Annotated in this window: 15 protein-coding genes; 6 read left to right on the forward strand and 9 right to left on the reverse strand. The window is 47.3% G+C overall.

What is annotated here, in order from left to right:
- Positions 1 to 102: 102 nt before the first annotated feature.
- The 4 genes from ACWP87_RS01640 to ACWP87_RS01655 form a co-directional block, all read right to left on the reverse strand.
- Positions 103 to 1,257: a cation:proton antiporter gene (locus tag ACWP87_RS01640; protein WP_014569297.1), complete on the reverse strand. Its 1,155-nt coding sequence runs from the start codon at positions 1,255 to 1,257 to the stop codon at positions 103 to 105.
- Between the two features lie 24 nt (positions 1,258 to 1,281).
- Positions 1,282 to 1,812, reverse strand: coding sequence for a GNAT family N-acetyltransferase (locus ACWP87_RS01645; RefSeq protein WP_005715187.1), 531 nt, complete (start codon positions 1,810 to 1,812; stop codon positions 1,282 to 1,284).
- A gap of 276 nt (positions 1,813 to 2,088) precedes the next feature.
- Positions 2,089 to 2,436, reverse strand: coding sequence for a hypothetical protein (locus ACWP87_RS01650; RefSeq protein ID WP_005685484.1), 348 nt, complete (start codon positions 2,434 to 2,436; stop codon positions 2,089 to 2,091).
- A gap of 52 nt (positions 2,437 to 2,488) precedes the next feature.
- Positions 2,489 to 3,412 carry a proline iminopeptidase-family hydrolase gene (locus tag ACWP87_RS01655; protein ID WP_014569296.1) on the reverse strand — a complete coding sequence of 308 codons (924 nt, stop codon included), beginning with the start codon at positions 3,410 to 3,412 and terminating at the stop codon, positions 2,489 to 2,491.
- A gap of 166 nt (positions 3,413 to 3,578) precedes the next feature.
- On the opposite strand from ACWP87_RS01655, the gene ACWP87_RS01660 reads away from it, so the two are divergent.
- On the forward strand, positions 3,579 to 5,927 hold the full coding sequence (locus ACWP87_RS01660; RefSeq protein ID WP_014569295.1) for a cation-translocating P-type ATPase: 2,349 nt from the start codon (positions 3,579 to 3,581) through the stop codon (positions 5,925 to 5,927).
- An 80-nt stretch (positions 5,928 to 6,007) separates the two neighbouring features.
- Positions 6,008 to 6,358 carry a hypothetical protein gene (locus tag ACWP87_RS01665; RefSeq protein WP_014569294.1) on the forward strand — a complete coding sequence of 117 codons (351 nt, stop codon included), beginning with the start codon at positions 6,008 to 6,010 and terminating at the stop codon, positions 6,356 to 6,358.
- 146 nt (positions 6,359 to 6,504) lie between these two features.
- On the opposite strand, the gene ndk is transcribed toward ACWP87_RS01665, so the two are convergent.
- Positions 6,505 to 6,951 (reverse strand): nucleoside-diphosphate kinase, encoded by a 447-nt coding sequence (gene ndk, locus ACWP87_RS01670; RefSeq protein WP_005691943.1) that lies wholly within the window; start codon positions 6,949 to 6,951, stop codon positions 6,505 to 6,507.
- 337 nt (positions 6,952 to 7,288) lie between these two features.
- On the opposite strand from ndk, the gene pepF reads away from it, so the two are divergent.
- Positions 7,289 to 9,103, forward strand: coding sequence for an oligoendopeptidase F (pepF, locus tag ACWP87_RS01675; RefSeq protein WP_014569293.1), 1,815 nt, complete (start codon positions 7,289 to 7,291; stop codon positions 9,101 to 9,103).
- Between the two features lie 85 nt (positions 9,104 to 9,188).
- Here the strand turns inward: pepF and ACWP87_RS01680 are convergent, their stop codons facing one another.
- Complete coding sequence (locus ACWP87_RS01680; RefSeq protein ID WP_029943888.1) at positions 9,189 to 10,781, reverse strand: ATP-binding cassette domain-containing protein; 1,593 nt, start codon at positions 10,779 to 10,781, stop codon at positions 9,189 to 9,191.
- A gap of 114 nt (positions 10,782 to 10,895) precedes the next feature.
- Here ACWP87_RS01680 and ACWP87_RS01685 point away from each other — a divergent pair, with 114 nt between their 5' ends.
- The gene (locus ACWP87_RS01685; RefSeq protein ID WP_014569291.1) at positions 10,896 to 11,870 is read left to right on the forward strand and encodes a helix-turn-helix domain-containing protein; all 975 of its coding nucleotides are present in this window, start codon (positions 10,896 to 10,898) and stop codon (positions 11,868 to 11,870) included.
- Positions 11,871 to 11,984: 114 nt separating this feature from the next.
- Here the strand turns inward: ACWP87_RS01685 and ACWP87_RS01690 are convergent, their stop codons facing one another.
- Positions 11,985 to 12,506, reverse strand: coding sequence for a flavodoxin domain-containing protein (locus ACWP87_RS01690; protein WP_014569290.1), 522 nt, complete (start codon positions 12,504 to 12,506; stop codon positions 11,985 to 11,987).
- Positions 12,507 to 12,846: 340 nt separating this feature from the next.
- Here ACWP87_RS01690 and ACWP87_RS01695 point away from each other — a divergent pair, with 340 nt between their 5' ends.
- On the forward strand, positions 12,847 to 13,344 hold the full coding sequence (locus ACWP87_RS01695; RefSeq protein ID WP_014569289.1) for a thiol peroxidase: 498 nt from the start codon (positions 12,847 to 12,849) through the stop codon (positions 13,342 to 13,344).
- A gap of 57 nt (positions 13,345 to 13,401) precedes the next feature.
- Here ACWP87_RS01695 and ACWP87_RS01700 read toward each other — a convergent pair whose 3' ends face one another.
- Together ACWP87_RS01700 and ACWP87_RS01705 are read right to left on the reverse strand one after the other, a co-directional pair.
- Positions 13,402 to 14,388, reverse strand: coding sequence for an AEC family transporter (locus ACWP87_RS01700; RefSeq protein ID WP_005684056.1), 987 nt, complete (start codon positions 14,386 to 14,388; stop codon positions 13,402 to 13,404).
- A gap of 4 nt (positions 14,389 to 14,392) precedes the next feature.
- Positions 14,393 to 16,060 (reverse strand): malolactic enzyme, encoded by a 1,668-nt coding sequence (locus ACWP87_RS01705; RefSeq protein WP_005684057.1) that lies wholly within the window; start codon positions 16,058 to 16,060, stop codon positions 14,393 to 14,395.
- Positions 16,061 to 16,483: 423 nt separating this feature from the next.
- Between ACWP87_RS01705 and ACWP87_RS01710 the strand changes: the two genes are divergently transcribed.
- A complete protein-coding gene (locus ACWP87_RS01710) occupies positions 16,484 to 17,362 on the forward strand; it encodes a LysR substrate-binding domain-containing protein (RefSeq protein ID WP_014569287.1) in 879 nt (292 codons plus the stop codon).
- Positions 17,363 to 17,403 lie beyond the last annotated feature (41 nt).

Here is a 17,403-nt window from a genome sequence, read left to right on the forward strand (position 1 = left end):
ATCTCCGTGTAAGGACCCTGGATCAAAATGGCCAAAGCCCGGCCATTTCGGTCCAGGGCCACTTACACTCCGATTTCTATGCGCTCCTGTTCACGCTCTCTATTATACAAGTTCCTGTTCGCGGTGTAGTGCGTCTTTTAAAATAACCGGGGCAATTAACGTTGTGATGACAATAACCACAATGACGGCGGAATAGTATTCTGCGTCCATAAGCTTGGCCTCAAACCCAATTTGAGCCACAATGAGCGCCATCTCACCGCGTGACACCATGCCAGCTCCCACAACATTGCTTTGTAACCAACTAGCGCCTGCTAAACGATCGCCAAGGCCACAGCCTACCCACTTGGTCACCAATGCCAAAACCGTCAAAATGGCAATGAAGCCCAAATCACGGCCAAAGGTATCAAAACGCATATTCAAGCCGACGCTCACGAAAAATACTGGAATAAAAACGGCATATCCGATTGCACTCAAATTGCCATCAACCTCATGCCGATAATGGGTTTGCCCAACCGCAACTCCGGCAAAAAAAGCACCGATGACTGCAGACATGCCCACAAGATCGGCGACATACGCCATTCCAAGGCAAATCAATAACGACATAATGGTAACCGCAGAAGCCGGGAATAATTTTTCAGACAACCGCATTAAATACGGCGCCGCCCATCTGACCACAAAATAAATCCCAACAAAGTACAACAGTTGCTCGATAATTTGCAGCCAAAACGGAATACTGGTTGTTTTTTGTTCCCCTAATACTGCGACCGTAAAACTTAAGATTAAGACCGTCAAGATATCGTCTACGACTGCAGCCCCTAAGATCGTTGCCCCATTGCGACCTTCCAAGGCATGCAATTCTTTTAAAACTTCAACCGAGATAGAAACCGAAGTAGCCGCAAATGTAATGCCAAGAAAGAGACTGCTGGTCAAGTTAAATCCCCAAAGATGGGCAAAGCCAAAGACAACGACAACTGGCACAATAACGCCGATAACCGCGACTAACATACCGGGTTTAAAGTATTTCTTCAATAACTCCAGATCACTTTCCAACCCAGCTAAAAACATCAGAATAATGACACCGATTTCTGCAAATAGTGAAATCGTATGCGTAGACGAAATCCATCCCAGAAGTGCCGGTCCAATTAAAATTCCTGCTAATAATTCGCCAATAACTGCGGGCATTTTCAGCAACCGACTCACGTGTGCCAATACCAATGTTGTTACCAAAATAAGTGCTAAGTTACCAATGTCCTGCATCTTTACCCTCCATGTTTGCGTCCATTAAACCGATGTTAACCGAACTTCATAGGCATTGCGTTCAGGAACCGGTTCGTCCATATAAACGATGCCACGAAAATCAAAGCCCATACCTGTAATCGCATGCTGCATGATCACATTTTTCGCGTGGGTATCCACCCGCAAATCGTCAAAACCGCGCCGATAAGCTTCACTCATAATGTTGCTAAAAAATACCCGACTCAACTGTTTACCGCGAATACTACCGTCAAGCGCAAATCGGTGAACTGCTAGATACGGGACATCTGCCAACCAGCCTGCCCCATCAATTCTGAGATAATGCGGATCCGGACCGACAACTAAAGCAGCCACTCCGGCAACCCGGCCATCCACAATCAAAACCCGACCGATACCGGTAGCAATGTCCTGCTCAATCGCGGCCTGATCCGGATAAGTCCCCTGCCACTGGTCAATTCCCTGCGCGCCCAAAAACTGACGCGCAGACGCGATAACTTTCATCATTGCAGGAATATCAGCAGGCATCGCAACCCGCATAAATATGGTTGACACAAACATCATCTCCAAAACATAATTGTGTCCTTCATTTTCCCCCAACTTTACGCGAGATTCAATCTGAAAGTAAAAAGAGCGTTGAGCCAGCCCGCTTAGAAACCGGAGTGTAAGTGGCCTTGAGCGTAATGGCCGGGCTTTGGCCATTACGCTCAAGGTCCTTACACGCAGGTTTCTGGGCTGGCGAACGCGTTTCGAGAGTATGCAAGAACCCCCCAACCGAAAAACGACTCCGCGGGTTTATTGGCGGGAGTCGTTTCAAAGCAAATCACCTAATACAAATTAATGCTTGTGATGCAAATGATGTTTTTTATTAACCGGTACTTCTGCATATTCCGGTGCAAACACTTCATGTGCGCCACGATGTTCTGGTGCCAGTCGCCATGGATGCCGGCCATGATGACGTTTGTGCATTTCCAGCTTCAGGCTCAATTGCTTGGTTCGTTCTTTTTCCGCGCGTAATTTCTGGTGACCGCGAATGATCGCAATGCCGCCGCCTAAAGTCAGTGCAATGGGAATCAAATGAATCACTGCTAACGGAATAATCAAATCGGGTTGTTGCTCCAGTGCGTGATCAAAGGCATGAACCGGTTCAAGCAGCCCTTCTTTTAATTCATCAAAATCAGACATGAAAGCACCTCCATGACATGAGAGACATATACTTACCATTTATATTATAACGTTAATTATCTAATAAAGGTGATCCAGCATCCGTTTTCACAAGCCACTGACCCAAATGACTGAAATAATCTGTCGGGTTGTCCAACATCTGACCATGACCGGCATTAGGTGTGACATGCAAAGTGGCATTTGGTATTGTCTGAGCCATTCGCTTGGCAGCTGATAACGGCATGGTTTCATGTCCACCGAACGTCAGATAAGTCGGCATTGTCAGACGGTGTATATCAGCCCGTCGATCCCAGTCCTTAAGTGCGCCTACCATCACAAATTCATTATCACCTTGAAAATAATGATACACGGGGGTCGCCAACGTGCTAATTAAATGGCGCGGCTGGGGATCTTTGGCATGATGAAGATATTGCTCCCCTAACTCACGCACCAACTGCTGGTATTTAGCATCCGCAAACGCGTGCTGGGCTTCAATCCGTTGCATGTATGCCACGTCATCACTAGAAAACATGGTCTCCCGAATCTTGTTAATGTTAACCAAATACTCATCCAAATTATCAATCATCGAGCTCAAAATAAGTCCCTTAAGATGCTGCGGATATTTCAAGCCATATTCAATCGCCAACACACCGCCCCAGGACTGACCTAATAGGTAAAAATGATCAAGGCCCAGCTGTTGTCGAACATTTTCCACTTCGTCAACATAATACGCGATATTGAGAAAACGCTTTTGATTAGCCAGATCGGAAAAGTCCGGTTGATCAGAGAAAAATGAACCCAGTTGGTCGTACCGCGAGACACGGACACCAAAAGATGCCAGTTCAGTAGCAAAATTTTCAAACACTTCATTCGTGCAGCCTGGTCCGCCGTGCAACGTCAGTAATTGAATCGGGCCACTGCCTAATGTCTGGGTCCACAAGTGGTAGCCATTAGGTAATGTGATAAATCGGGTTCCATTTGGGTTTCGTTTTACCATGAGAGCACTTCTTTCTATAACTTTGATCTCATTATGACGGTTTCATGACTCCCTAACCATAACCCAACCACGCCAACAACTTCAAAGTTTTGTAAAAACAAGTGTGATATTCGGCATCTTGTTGTCTGGATTGGTAAAATGGATGAAAAGTACTGGAGGGCATGCGATGGCAGAGCAAAAGATTTCACCTGATCAAGGGTTATCGGAAGAACAAGTTCAGCAACGAATCGGTGCAGGCCAACACAACCTGCCACTAAAGCCACTGACACGATCAATTAGCCAGATCATCAAAGTCAATACCTTCACTTTATTCAATTTGGTCAATGTCGTGTTGGGTGCGCTCATTATCACGACTGGCAGCTATAAGAATTTACTGTTTCTCGGTGTTGCCATCATCAATACTGCCATTGGTACGATTCAGGAGATTCAAGCCAAGCACCAAATTGACAAAATGTCGATTCTTGCTGCCACCCGTGCGACAGTCATCCGTAACGGTCAGGTGGAAAAAGTCGAGCTTGAGCAACTGGTTATGGACGATATGGTCATCCTCAAACGCGGGGACCAAATTCCGGTGGACGGCACCGTGGTAGCTACCAACGGCCTTGAAAGCGATGAAAGTCCACTGACCGGTGAATCCCGCCCCATTGCCAAAAAAGGGGGTGACACTTTGCTCTCCGGGGCATTTGTTGTATCGGGACAGGCTACCATGCAAGTAACCGCTGTCGGTGACGCTACCTTTGCCGCTAAACTAGCGCTAGAAGCTAAGGCGGAAAAGGTCAGCCAAAGCCAGCTATTAGCCACCATCAATCGCATCATTCGAGTTTTAACCTATGTTTTGATTCCTATCGGCGTCATTCTTTTCACGGTTTCCATGATTCGGCGTGGTCATTATAATCGCGCGATTTTGACCACCAGTGCAGCCATGATCGGGATGATCCCTGAAGGACTGGTTTTGTTAACAAACGTTGCACTCGCTGTTTCTGCACGCAACCTTGCTGTCAAGCGCGTCTTGGTGCGGGCATTACCGGCCATTGAAGCTTTAGCAAGAGTCGACACGATATGTTTGGATAAAACCGGGACGATTACCAGCGGCAAGCTTAAAGTCACCGACACATTGCCTGCAGACGGGCGGACCGCTAAAGATGTCACCCGCGCCGCCGCTGCGATCGTCTACGCACTCAACGATGACAATGAAACGGCTTTGGCAATCAAAGCTGCAGCCGATGCCGATACCAATCAACAAGTCACCCAGACCGTTCCATTTTCTTCAGCTCGCAAATGGTCCGGGGCCGTCGTGGATGGACAGGCCTTGTTTATGGGTGCGCCCCAATTTACATTTGGTGATCAACTGCCAGCTGCCATAACGGCTAAGATTCAAAAAGCTGCGGCAAATGGCTACCGGGTGCTTGCGGTGGGAACGGCCACCCAACTTACCCAGCCTTTGGTTAATCCGCAGTTAATCGGCTTGATTCTCATCACGGATGAATTACGCCCGACTGCCATCACCACGTTTGATTTCTTCAAGACCCAAGGCGTGGCTTTAAAAGTCATTTCGGGCGATGATCCGACCACAGTCGCTAACATCGCCAAGCAAGCCCATCTTGAAGGTGCTGATCGCAGTGTGGACATGAGCACCATTCCTGCTGATGCCACCGCCGCTGATTTTCAAACGCTGGTTAAACAATACAATGTCTTCGGCCGGGTGACCCCGGATCAAAAAAAGCAGCTCATCATGGCATATCAGGCTTTGGGGCATACGGTTGCAATGACCGGCGATGGTGTTAACGATGTTTTGGCGTTGCGTCAAAGTGACTGCAGCATTGCAATGGCTTCCGGTGCCGATGCCGCCAGTTCGATTGCTGATTTCGTTTTGTTGGATTCTAATTTTGATGCCATGACCGGGGTACTAAACGAAGGGCGGCGGGTCATTAACAACATCGAACGCGTGGCCTCGATGTATCTGGTCAAGACCATGTATTCCGTCATTTTAGCGACAATCTTCGTCTTTTTGCCGCTCGATTATCCGATTGTCCCCATCAATCTCACCCCGGTTTCAGCTATCGGGGTGGCCATTCCCTCTTTCTTCTTGACCCTAGAGCCTAACTTCGAACGCGTCACCGGCCAGTTCATGCAAAAGGTCATGACAGTCGCGGCACCAGCAGCTATTAGCATCGTTGTTTATACGCTTCTGTTAACCTGGATGGAATCGTTCTTCCATCTCAGTTTCGATACCACTTCGACCATGGTAGCCATGTTGATCGGGACCATTTCCTTGAATGTCCTGCTAGTCGTTGCGCGCCCGTTTAACCGGCTTAAAACCGGCTTGCTTGCGAGTCTCAGTGTCGCGCTGTTTCTTGTCTTCTTTGTTTTCAACGGTATTTTTTCACTCGCCAACTTATGGCATTGGCAGTTAGCCTTACTCTATCTGCCGCTCATGGCCTCAACCGTACCGTTTTACCTCTTGATTCAAGAATTCCTCGGTCGACGGGTGCTCTCTAAAATCAATTGGCGGTAAGCTACACCTAGCTTTAAAAAACGATGATTTCTTTTGATCAGTGACGCATGGTAAAATCATTTAAAAAGGATGTGTTATAGATGGGGATTGACAACAACCAGCTAGTAGCGCGGTATTTTGATCGTAAAGCCGATCATGGCGCTTTTTTTACTGCACTAGAAGCTTATCTGGACGATGAACTAGGCAAACTGTATGCCACTTTGAATGATACATTCGCGGATACGCTCACCTTATCCGTGGACGATGCCATTGCACAGGCGCATCAAGCCGGTGCCAAAATTGACGACCCTGCAGCTGAAGAAATTGCCACGATAAATTATCTGTTTAAAGAGCTCGCGTCCCGCGGCTTGTGGCTGCAATCACCGGATATGACGGAACCCAACACCATCATTGCCAAATTAAACTTCGGCAATCGCCGCACCTACTACTAACAGCTTAAAAGCACCTGCTACATTAATCCGATGACACCAAAAGGCAGTTGCGGTATGATCACAGATCGTATCGCAACTGCCTTTTTGGATGCTTTCTTCAAATACAGTTTCAGATGATGCTATTAAAATGAACTAGGGCAAAGCGGCTATTGATTGGCTTTAGGGGCATATTGCTTGTCTGCAAACCAAATTGGAATCTCACGTTGCGCGCTGGCTTCACTATCTGAGCTGTGAATAACGTTGCGAATCGTCTGATCGGCCCATTCCCGACCAAAGTCCCCGCGAATCGTGCCTGGCGCGGCATCTCCGGGATTCGTAGCGCCTGTCATCGTTCGAACGGCTTCGATCACATTAAACCCGCTGACAATCATCGCCACCAGCGGGCCACTGGTCATGAAGCGTTCAATTTTGGGAAAGAACGGCTTGTCAACAAGTGCTGCATAATGCTGATGTAATTGGGCGGAGGTTGCCTGTGTGACTTTTAGTGCCTCAATAGTGAATCCGCGTCGTTCTATGCGGGTAATGACCTCGCCGATATGTCCTTGGGCGACACCATCGGGCTTAACCAAGACTAAAGTTTGTTCTTCTGCCATGCATGTGCCTCGATTCCTTGAATATTTTCAGTAAATTCGTTCATATTCAGTATACACGAGTGGTAGCTGATGAAAAAAGGCAGTTTAGCTTTAGTTAAGTTTATTTTTCCCGCAAGATGAACCGCTATTACCGGCAGTAAGCATAGATGTACCAATACCTTTTTGGAAAAATGCTGAACTTGCTAGCGTGCGCATGCGTTTTAGTCGTGATCAATGCTATACTTTAGCCACTATAGTGCGTTTCCTGGTGTTAAACGCGGCGATTCGCACATAACGCGCTTCCCCAACGCAGAAGCCTGCGTTGGTTCGCGCTCACTTTTTTAAGGAGGCTTTTTACATGAGCGAGACAACACTACCAAAACGGCAAGCAGTCGATCAGCAGTTGACTTGGGATCTTACCCCGATTTTCAGCGATGATTTTGCGTACACTGAAGCAGTAAAGCAGGTACGGGCCTTGACCAAGGATTTTGTCAGAATGTATCAAGGCAAATTGACACAACCAGCTGTCATTGCGGATGCATTAGCTGACTATGGAACCATTGTAGCCCTTGCCAGTCGCATCATTCATTGGGGCTTTATGCCTTACTCCACTGATACAACTGATCCTGCGTTGCGTACGCGGCAGGCTCAGGTAACTGGTCTCGATGGCGAAATCAGCGGTCAGCTAAGTTTCTTTCGAGCCGAACTCACGCAACTTCCCGAAAACGTGCTTGATGCAGTTGTCGAAACCGCTCCTGATTATGCCGGTTTTATTCGCCAAATCAAAGTTGCCAAACAAGGTGCCTTACCACCAGCTGCCGAGAAGGTGCTAGCCGAATTGACCCCGGTTTTTCAGGCTCCAAGTGATATTCGCGACCAAAGCATCTTTGGTGATATGGACTTTGGTACGTTTACGGCGCACGGTAAAACTTACCCGTTATCGTTTGTCATGTATGAAGAAAATTATCAAAAACATCCCGATACCGAAATTCGGCGCGCCGCTTACGCTCAATTCAACCAGACCTTGCGTCGTTATGAAAACACGATGGCGGCAGGTTACTTAGCCCAAGTCACGCGTGAAAAGATTACGGCTACCATGCGCGGTTATGATTCGGTTATTGACTATCTACTCGCTGATCAAGAAATTACCCGCGAGATGTTTAACCGTCAGATCGATGTCATCATGAACGATTTAGCTCCGATCATGCGCCGTTATGTGACGCTTGTGAAATCGCTTTGGGGGCTCGATCATATTGGTTATACCGATTTGCAAATCGACATTGATCCAAGTTATGCGCCAACCATCACACTAGAACAAGCCAAAGAAGATATTAAAAATGCCACCGCACTCATGGGTCAAGATTACCAGGCACAGATGATGCAGGCTTTCTCAGAGCGGTGGATCGATTTCCCTGCTAATCAAGGCAAGGATTCCGGAGCTTACACTGCTGGACCGTATGGAGTGCACCCTTATGTCGAAATGACTTGGAGTAATACGCTGCCTGCCGTTTACACCTTGATTCACGAGTTAGGCCATACCGCTCAGATGGTCCGCTCACAAGAAGCCCACAATGTGTTGGATGCGGACTTTAATGCCTATTTGGTCGAAAGTCCTTCCACCTTCAACGAACTGTTGCTGACTCACTATCTCGAAGAAAACGCTAAAGATCCGCGAATGAAGCGCTTTGCCTTGTCACGGTTATTAAATGATACCTATTTCCACAACTTTGTCACTCATCTGCTCGAAGCCGCGTTTCAACGGGAAGTCTATAACTTGATCGATAACGGCGAAACTTTTGATGCTGCTCGGTTGGATGCCATTACGCGTAAAGTTCTGACCGATTTTTGGGGATCGGCAGTAGAACTCGAGCCAGGTGCTGAGCTGACTTGGATGCGGCAAAGCCATTACTACATGGGCTTATATTCGTACTCCTATTCGGCCGGCTTGACGGTTGCTACCCAAGCGTTTCAGGCCATCGAACAACAAGGTCAACCAGCCGTTGATCGGTGGTTGCGTTATCTCAGCCTAGGCGACTCACTTGATCCAGTCGAAGCAGCTCGAGTCGCCGGCGTTGATGTCACCACAGACGCCGCTTTGAAGCATGCAATCAGTTTCTTGGGGACGACAGTTGATGAGATTGAGGCATTAAGTAAAGAAATTGGTCAGGCATAAGAACGACAAAAACCGCATTTTTATCATGCGGTTTTTGTTTGACCTGTATTCTCCATTGCACCCGCGTCACGCACCATCACCCGCTTCAACCGGCTTTTGCATCTGCATCCAGTTGAATGACCTGATCGTATCGCTGCTGCCATGACTGACTTATATGATGCGCCACTTCGATTAACGTTGCAGGACTTTGCAGTAGTCGGGTATGGAGTTGATCACTTAGTTTTTCATCCAACGCAGAAGTGACCTCGTCGGCTAACAAAATCGGGCGCTGCCGCAAAAGAGCCCGGGCAATTTCAAGCCGTTGAATTTGGCCGCCTGACAAATGATGGCCCTCTTCGCCAACTTGATAATCCCATCCTTTTTGTGCAATAAGCGCTGTCAGACCGGCATCAGCCACCGCATTGTCTAAAGCTGTCTGGGAAAAATGTCCGCCTAACGTTAAATTAAACCGAATCGTATCGTCAAACATAAATGGTGTCTGTTTAATCAAGCCAAATAAATGACTTAATTGCGTACGAGTCGTCGCCGTTATTTGGGCATTACCAAGATAATATTGTCCGCTGGCTAGCGGTAACTCGCCGATCAGCAGTCGCAGCAAGGTGGATTTACCGTACCCGGAAGGCGCCATAATCAACACTTTTTGGCCAGGCTTAATGGTAAGGTTGCGCGAATCGAAAATCTTTTGTTTTCCAAGTGTTACCGATGCATCTTTAAGTACAATGGGTCCAGCGGTGATTGGCGTTTTACTTGTCAGAGCGGCTCTAGGCTGTGCTTGCTTGATCTTTGCGACTAGCGGTTTGGTCGTCTGCCATTGATTCATCGCTTCGATAACCATAATCAGCGGATTACGCATATCGTTTGACAGTTGCACAATGCCCATAAATAACGCTAAGGTCGAAGCGCCGATCATCACGCGGTAAATCCCGATGCCAAAAGGGGCTAAAACGCCGAACCAAAGTGCCAATAGCATGCCCAGCGTGTTCATACTGCCGGTCAAAACAGTCATCTTTTTCAACTGATCTTCAAGGCCGCGTGCCAGCCTGTTGATACGCGTTTTAACAACCGCCTGTGCCTGATAAATCCGAATGGTATCACGCCCGGCCAAATAGTTCTTGATTCCTGATGTCCAGTGACTATTGGCAGTTGACCAATCTTTTGACGCGCGATGCAACCCCTTCCTAGCAACTCGGGACACTGTTAGCGGAATGAGATTGCCCAGGAAAAAGGCTAAGGCGGTCATCCAATCAAACGCAAACGCTCCAATCATGGCGCCACCAAAGATGATCAGCTGATTAATGATGGCCAATTCGCTTGCAATGCCATTTGTTTCGATCATTTTTAAATCATTCGTCATAAACGACAGTGCTGATGATTGGGTGCTGACGAGATCTGCGTCATCAATCAAATAAGCTGCCATTCTTGCCTTAATATTCAAATTGACTCGGCGTGTGATCACGGCCTTCAAGAACATCACGAGCCAGCTTGCCACGGAGGCACCTAAGAAAATTAACAAACTGGGTACCACTGCCTGCACCAACTGCGCCATAGATCGCGCGGATGCCGCCTGAATCAGTATCGTCAAGCAGTAGGCAACCCCTACATTCATCATACTGTAAAACAAAGCCGCAATCGCATAGACTAGCAACTGCCATTTACGCCCATAACGCCATGTCAACATCGTCCTCGCTCCCATCATCTTGTTTAGCTTCATCTGATCAGATGCCTTGTTGTTTAATATAGTCAGGTTTATGCTGATGGAAACGAAAAATGTCATATATGAAAGGCGAAGTCCATGGATATCGGTACGCTTCTTAGACAAATTCGGAAAAATAAAGGCTTGACGCTCGCGCAGGTAGCCGATGCCACCATCAGCAGTTCCTATCTGTCCAAGGTCGAGCGCGGACAAAACGATATAACGGTCACGAAACTGTTGCACCTGCTGGAACGCTTAGAAACGACACCGGAAGAATTTTTATATATTGCCGCTGATGATTTTGACATGGACTACGGTAATCGTGATCGGATGCTTGAGGCTTATTTTGGTTCGTCCCTCACAATGTCAGCCAACCCCCAGGATTTCCCCGAAACTCTGCGTAAAATGAAGGAAAACGTCCGGCAAGCGCAAACCCGCTTTCAACAAGCACCCACGCTCAAAAATAAACTAGCTGTCAACGCGCGCATGCTTTTGCCTGTCTTTTTTCAGTCATTGGTCATTGATGAAGCGCATAAGTTGCCAGTGCGACCCGATCTTACCCATGTCGCGGAACAATATCTCCAGCAGCTAGACAATTGGGGCGAACTTGATTTATATCTTTTCATCATCTTCAGCATTGCCATGCCGGCTGAAACACAACATCGCTTACTGACAATTGCCATCAAGCGTAGTCACCACTACCGCCATTTTCGCAGCGCACCGTTACTTATCCTTAACTTATTGGAAAATCAGGTCATGTTGGAACTGACGCGGCAAGACAATCAAGCAGCTGCTAAGTATCTGAGCCAATTAGAAACAGCGCTCGACAAAAAGCCAAGCGCTGAGTTTGCTCTATGGGCACAGTTCCATCGTGCCGAATTATGCGCACGCCAAGGCCAGCATAAAAAGGCACGTGCATTGTTAGATCAGGTTGTCGAAATAGCAGCGACCTTAAAGCTAAAAAACTTAGCCGAGACTTTTGCTTTCGCTCGAAAGATTATCTTGACTGAGCCGCCAACATCAATTTATAGATACTTCCATATTTTGGTGGACTCAATTGCCGAGGGTGAATAATCGGGTTTTACCATAACGCGTTCCCCAGTGCAGAAATCGGATTATAAGAAGCCACTTACACCCCGACTTCTAAGCACGCTGGCTCACGCTCACAAAACACAGAACCCACTGAAGTCAAGACAACGGTGGGTTTTCAACGATATCCGTAGCAAATGAGCGATTCAATACCTGAGTCACATCCGAAACTAGCGGACGAATGGCGTCTTGAACCGCTGGGCAGGATCGGCTTCCGTAGCGTTTTAATGCCCACGCAGCCCGAATCCGCCAAAAAAGGTTCATTTGATTCAGTTTTGGATGCCCTTGCAGATAATAGAAACGGGTGCATTGACACTGATGCTCCTGCTGATACTGCGCAATCTGTTGACAATTCACGGATTCGCGCCGAACAACTCCGCTACCGAACACAATAAACTGCTCAGGCAAATCTTCTTTAAATTGGCGATAAAAGGATTTTAATCCCAACACTTTATTGCCAACAAGATGGCCGCCATAAATCACCAATGACCGATTCTTTAAATCTGAAGCGGTCAAAAACTGTACATCAATCATTTCGCAATGTAACGTTTGCGCGATACATAAGGCAAATCGCTGCGTAAACCCTGTCTCTGAACTATAGACTACCAATGTCTGCTCCATTTGACCGCCCCCTTTGCCACTTTCTTGCGCGAGTTCCATTCATTAGGATAGCAATAACCATGGACTGCTATTTGCCATTAATTTAACCTTACATAAATATTTATATTCGCGTCAATTTATATGCTGATCGACATGTTGCAATTAGATTGTGCACATTTATTTTAGTATGTGGTCATGTTAAACTAAGGGTGTCAGGCGTTATTATTGAGCAAAGTAGTTTCAGTTCCTGTGTTCTTCCGGCGTTTCAAAATTTCCCAATCCGCCGGGAAACGCACATGACGCGTAAGCCAGCCCAAAAGTCTGGCTTACGCTCAGCACACAATACAAGGAGTGAATTCTGATGGAAATAACTCGTCACGGCACCGCTATCATGACAAACGGTACCCCAACAGCAATTGGTGAAAAGTTACCCGCTTTTACGGTCAAGGATGCCCAAGGTCATTCTTTAACCACACAGGATCTTAGTCAACGTTTGACGTTAATCAGTGTTGTTCCAGACATCAACACGCGAGTTTGCAGTATTTCAACCAAACACTTCAACGAAGACATGGACGCGTTTGATAACGTCGACTTTTATACTATTTCGACTAACACCCCACAAGAACAGCAAACATGGTGCGCCGCAGAGAACGTCAAGAAAATGCAGCTACTGTCCGATCAAAATGCTGACTTTGGGAAAGCCATGGGACTGTTTGTTGCTGACAATCATACTGATGCCCGCAGTGTCTGGATTATCGACGACACCGGCACCGTTAAGTATCGCGAGTTGATCACTGAACAAACCCACGAGCCAGACTATACCAGCGCTTTAGCTTATCTCGAAGCCCATCAACATTAAAAGCAACAAAAAAAGAGCCAGCTGGCTCTTTTTTTGTTGCACTTCAAACTATTAACGTTATGCCAAACCTTGAACAAGCATCATGAGAATCGGCACGACGACCACGAACAAGACGGTTGAAGTTGTAACAACGTTGGTAGCATATTCAACATCGGCATGGGCTTCAGTCGCCAGAATCGGCAAGACCGCAAGTCCTGGTGCCGCCGCCTGAATGATCAGCGTTTGGGCTTCAAGTCCCGGCACATTGAAGCCAGCGTGCATGCCCAACAAGATCAAACCAGTAATCAAAGCTGGCGCAATCACAAAACGACCAATTAAGGCCACAATCGTATCGCGATCAAACCGGATAGCCTTTAATCCGGCATCAGCTAAAATAATCCCGATATAAATCAATGATAGTGGCGTTACCAAACTACCAACATAATCCAGCGTGTTAACTGCAAAACCTAACCAGCCAACGTGGATAAACGGAATCTTAAGCAACAGAAAGACTAACGCAACCAGGAAACCAACCAATGGCGCTGGCAATAACTTCTTCCAGTTAAAGCTGGCGCCGCTTTTTTCTGCTTTTTCCTGAGTCGGATCATCCCATGCCATGATGAAGGCACCCACTGTCCAAGTTGAAACAGTGTTAACCACGTAATACATCAGGAAATATGGCACCGCCTTGTCACCAAACAAGGCTAGGTTCAACGGTAAGCCGATGAAAATGGTGTTGGCGTTGACGAACATGTTGATGAAAGTGCCACGCCGTCCTGGCCGAACTTTAAGCAGCCAAACCAGCAAAAAGGCAATCAGATAGCCAAGAATAACGGCACCGAAGCCGTAAACTAAGCCGGATGACAGACTTACCAGCTTGTTTAAAGTCAGTCGTTGCAAAACAGAAATAAAGATCGAAGCAGGCAACGCAATTTTCATCAATAAATCAGAGATGGTTTTACCAAACTGATCATCAAACCGCCCTTGCCGCCGTAAAACATAACCCACGGCAATGAGCAAAACGATGGTCAGCACACTTTGAATGGATGTACTTAATGCAGTCACAGTTCTATTCCTCCAAGTCTAGTTCAATTGAATCCGGTAATGGCTGATATTCCGGCTTCCAGGTCATGTCGGCCACAGCCTGTTTGGCATCGCTGATCGGTTGCTGGTTTAACCCATTCTTGATGGCGTCTTCAGCAACAGCAATCGCAACGGTTTGGCTAAACTGATCGAGCTTCGAAACCGGTGGCAACACGGCAGCACCTGGCTGATCCGGATCAACAATTCCGCCTAAACTGTGCGCAGCGGCCGAGATCATGGAGTCCGTCAACAGTTTGGCCGTCGAAGCAATGGTTCCCAAGCCCAAGCCCGGATAAACCAGCGCATTATTCGCCTGACCGATCGCATAACTGACACCCTTATATTCAACATTAGCAGCCGGCACCCCGGTAGCAATCAAGCCACGGCCATCTGTCCACTTGATCAAGTCATCTGCTTTAGCTTCAGCCAGCTTCGTCGGATTGGACAATGGGAAGATAATCGGTCGATCGGTGTGGGCAGCCATTTCCTTGACGATACTCTCTGTAAACGTACCCGGAACGGTTGACGTCCCAACCAAGACTGTTGGATGAACTGCCTTAACGACAGCTTCAAGCGTTGTCAGCTCGTCTGCATTAGCAAACTCGCTGCGAGAACGGGCAAACGGCTTTTGTTCTGGCGTCAAATCCGTCATGTCATCAAAGAGCAAGCCTTGTTTGTCCACCAAGTAGAAATGCTTCTTGGCTTCTTCCGGGCTCAATCCTTCTTCAACAAAGGCCTCGTAAACTCGCGAAGCAATGCCAGCACCGGCAGTTCCGGCACCAAAGCTCAAATAAACTTGGTCGGTCAATTTTTGCTTGGAAATATTCATGGCGCCTAATAGCCCAGCCAAGACAATGATCCCGGTGCCTTGAATGTCATCATTGAAAGTAGTGATCTTGTCTTTATATTGATTCAAAATATCTGCAGCATTACTGCGTCCAAAGTCTTCAAAATGCAAATACAGGTTCGGGAACAGCTTTTCTGCTGCGGCGACAAATTTATCGACAAAGTGGTGATACTTTTCACCGTATACGCGCTTGTGACGATTGCCTAAATAAAGGTCGTCGTTCAACAAACCTTCATTGTTAGTCCCGACATCCAAGACCACTGGCAAGACCTGGCTCGGATCAATGCCGGCAGCAGCCGTATAAACCATTAATTTACCGACTGAGATGTCAACACCTTGTGTGCCCCAATCGCCAATGCCAAGAATGCCTTCAGCATCGCTTACAACCAGCAACCGAATATCGCGGCCATCTGCGCTATGCTTCAGTGCGCTTTCGATATGGTCCGGATCATCGATTGAAAGATACGTGGCATTTTGTGGATTAACAAAAAGCGCACTGTAGTTTTCAATCGTGTCGGCAATAGTCGGATCGTAAACAATTGGCATGAATTCGTTGATATGCTCGGAGAAAAGCTTATAGAACAAAACATGATTCTCATTGAACAAGGTCATCAAAAATTGACGCTTAGCCAAATCAGTTGGCTTGGTCTGCAACTGGGCATAAGCTTGCTTAACCTGCTGATCAAGTGTTTGTACAGCTGGTGGCAGCAAACCATTCAAGCCATATTGGTTCCGCTCCTCCTGGGTAAAAGCAGTCCCTTTATTTAAAAATGGGTTATTCAGGATCTGTTCTGGTGTATATTTCAAAGTCCACACTCCTTTTTGTGCCAGTTAAATCGGACACAACTTTTAATTACAAGAGGAGACGATACGCCGCCGCAAAAACTATAGTCAAACCTAACAGAAGTGATAAAATATTTTTATATGATGCCATTATTTTTCTTTTGTCGGCGTGGCAGCTCACACCATAACGCGCTCCCCAGCGCAGAAGTCTGCGTGTAAGGACCTTGGGCGCAATGGTCAAAGACCGGCCATCACGTCCAAGGCCGCTTACACTCCGATCCCTAACCGCGCTGGCTTTTCTGCTCCATAACGCGCTCCCCAGCGCAGGGATCTGCGTGTAAGGACCTTGGGCGCAATGGTCAAAGAGCGACCATCACGCCCAAGGCCACTTACACTCCGATCCCTAACCGCGCTGGCTCGCGCTCACTTTTTTTTAGGAGGCTAAACGTGAATACTCGGGATTTTGACTATTTTCTTACGCTAACGAAAACCGGCAATTTCTCACAAACTGCTGAAAAATTCGCAGTTAGTCAACCCACTATTACAACCGCGATTAAGCGTCTGGAGGATTATTTTCACGCACAGCTGATTATTCGCGACCGCCGTCATCATGATATCAGTGTGACCCCGGCTGGCGAACAGCTGGCGGCCCATGCGGCGATTATTCTGAATCAGTTGACACTTGCCCAACAAGACATTGCATGGGATAAAAAAACTAAAATCCGCTTTGGTCTTCCTCCAATCATCGGTGGTTATCTGTTTCCTAAGATTGCGCCCGATTTGATTAATACCGGTTTAATGCCACAACTGGAAACCGTTGAAGCTGGATCGGCCGCTTTGCTTGATCAAATCAAAGATGGCAAGTTGGACTTCGCCGTGCTGGGTGCCAGTGGTCCATTAGTCGAGTCTGACTTACATGTCGTACAAATCAATGCGGCACCGTTTGTGATCATCACCCGTCAAGACGATCCTTTGGCAGCCAACAAAAGCGTTCGGTTCGCCACGCTTGCTAAACGCCAATTCATTACTTTAAGTGAGGGGTTTGTCCACACCCGTGCGTTTGCCTGGTTTGAACAACGGCACACATTCTCGCCGAATATCGTTTATCGAACCGGCGATGTGCCCCTACTCAAGCGATTGGTTCGCCAAAATGTCGGGATCGGGTTCTTAACCAGAATCGCGATTAACCCCGATGACCGTCTGGCTACTTTAGCCATTGATGATGCCCATCAGCCGGCCTTCACAATCTCGATCGTACATCGCAAAGATCGCGTTTTAACGCCAGCGATGAAACGGTTCGAATCGATTTTAAAATCATATAAGTGAGGCAATGCTGCCCAGAAAAAAATCGATTCCAGCAAATACGT

The organism is Lacticaseibacillus sp. 22, assembly GCF_055413445.1.

Excerpts from the sequence above, each read along its gene's own strand:
- ACWP87_RS01640 (WP_014569297.1), bottom strand. The coding sequence starts at position 1,257 with ATGCAGGACATTGGTAACTTAGCACTTATTTTGGTAACAACATTGGTA.
- ACWP87_RS01645 (WP_005715187.1), bottom strand. The coding sequence starts at position 1,812 with ATGTTTGTGTCAACCATATTTATGCGGGTTGCGATGCCTGCTGATATT.
- ACWP87_RS01650 (WP_005685484.1), bottom strand. The coding sequence starts at position 2,436 with ATGTCTGATTTTGATGAATTAAAAGAAGGGCTGCTTGAACCGGTTCAT.
- ACWP87_RS01655 (WP_014569296.1), bottom strand. The coding sequence starts at position 3,412 with ATGGTAAAACGAAACCCAAATGGAACCCGATTTATCACATTACCTAAT.
- ACWP87_RS01660 (WP_014569295.1), top strand. The coding sequence starts at position 3,579 with ATGGCAGAGCAAAAGATTTCACCTGATCAAGGGTTATCGGAAGAACAA.
- ACWP87_RS01665 (WP_014569294.1), top strand. The coding sequence starts at position 6,008 with ATGGGGATTGACAACAACCAGCTAGTAGCGCGGTATTTTGATCGTAAA.
- ndk (WP_005691943.1), bottom strand. The coding sequence starts at position 6,951 with ATGGCAGAAGAACAAACTTTAGTCTTGGTTAAGCCCGATGGTGTCGCC.
- pepF (WP_014569293.1), top strand. The coding sequence starts at position 7,289 with ATGAGCGAGACAACACTACCAAAACGGCAAGCAGTCGATCAGCAGTTG.
- ACWP87_RS01680 (WP_029943888.1), bottom strand. The coding sequence starts at position 10,781 with ATGTTGACATGGCGTTATGGGCGTAAATGGCAGTTGCTAGTCTATGCG.
- ACWP87_RS01685 (WP_014569291.1), top strand. The coding sequence starts at position 10,896 with ATGGATATCGGTACGCTTCTTAGACAAATTCGGAAAAATAAAGGCTTG.
- ACWP87_RS01690 (WP_014569290.1), bottom strand. The coding sequence starts at position 12,506 with ATGGAGCAGACATTGGTAGTCTATAGTTCAGAGACAGGGTTTACGCAG.
- ACWP87_RS01695 (WP_014569289.1), top strand. The coding sequence starts at position 12,847 with ATGGAAATAACTCGTCACGGCACCGCTATCATGACAAACGGTACCCCA.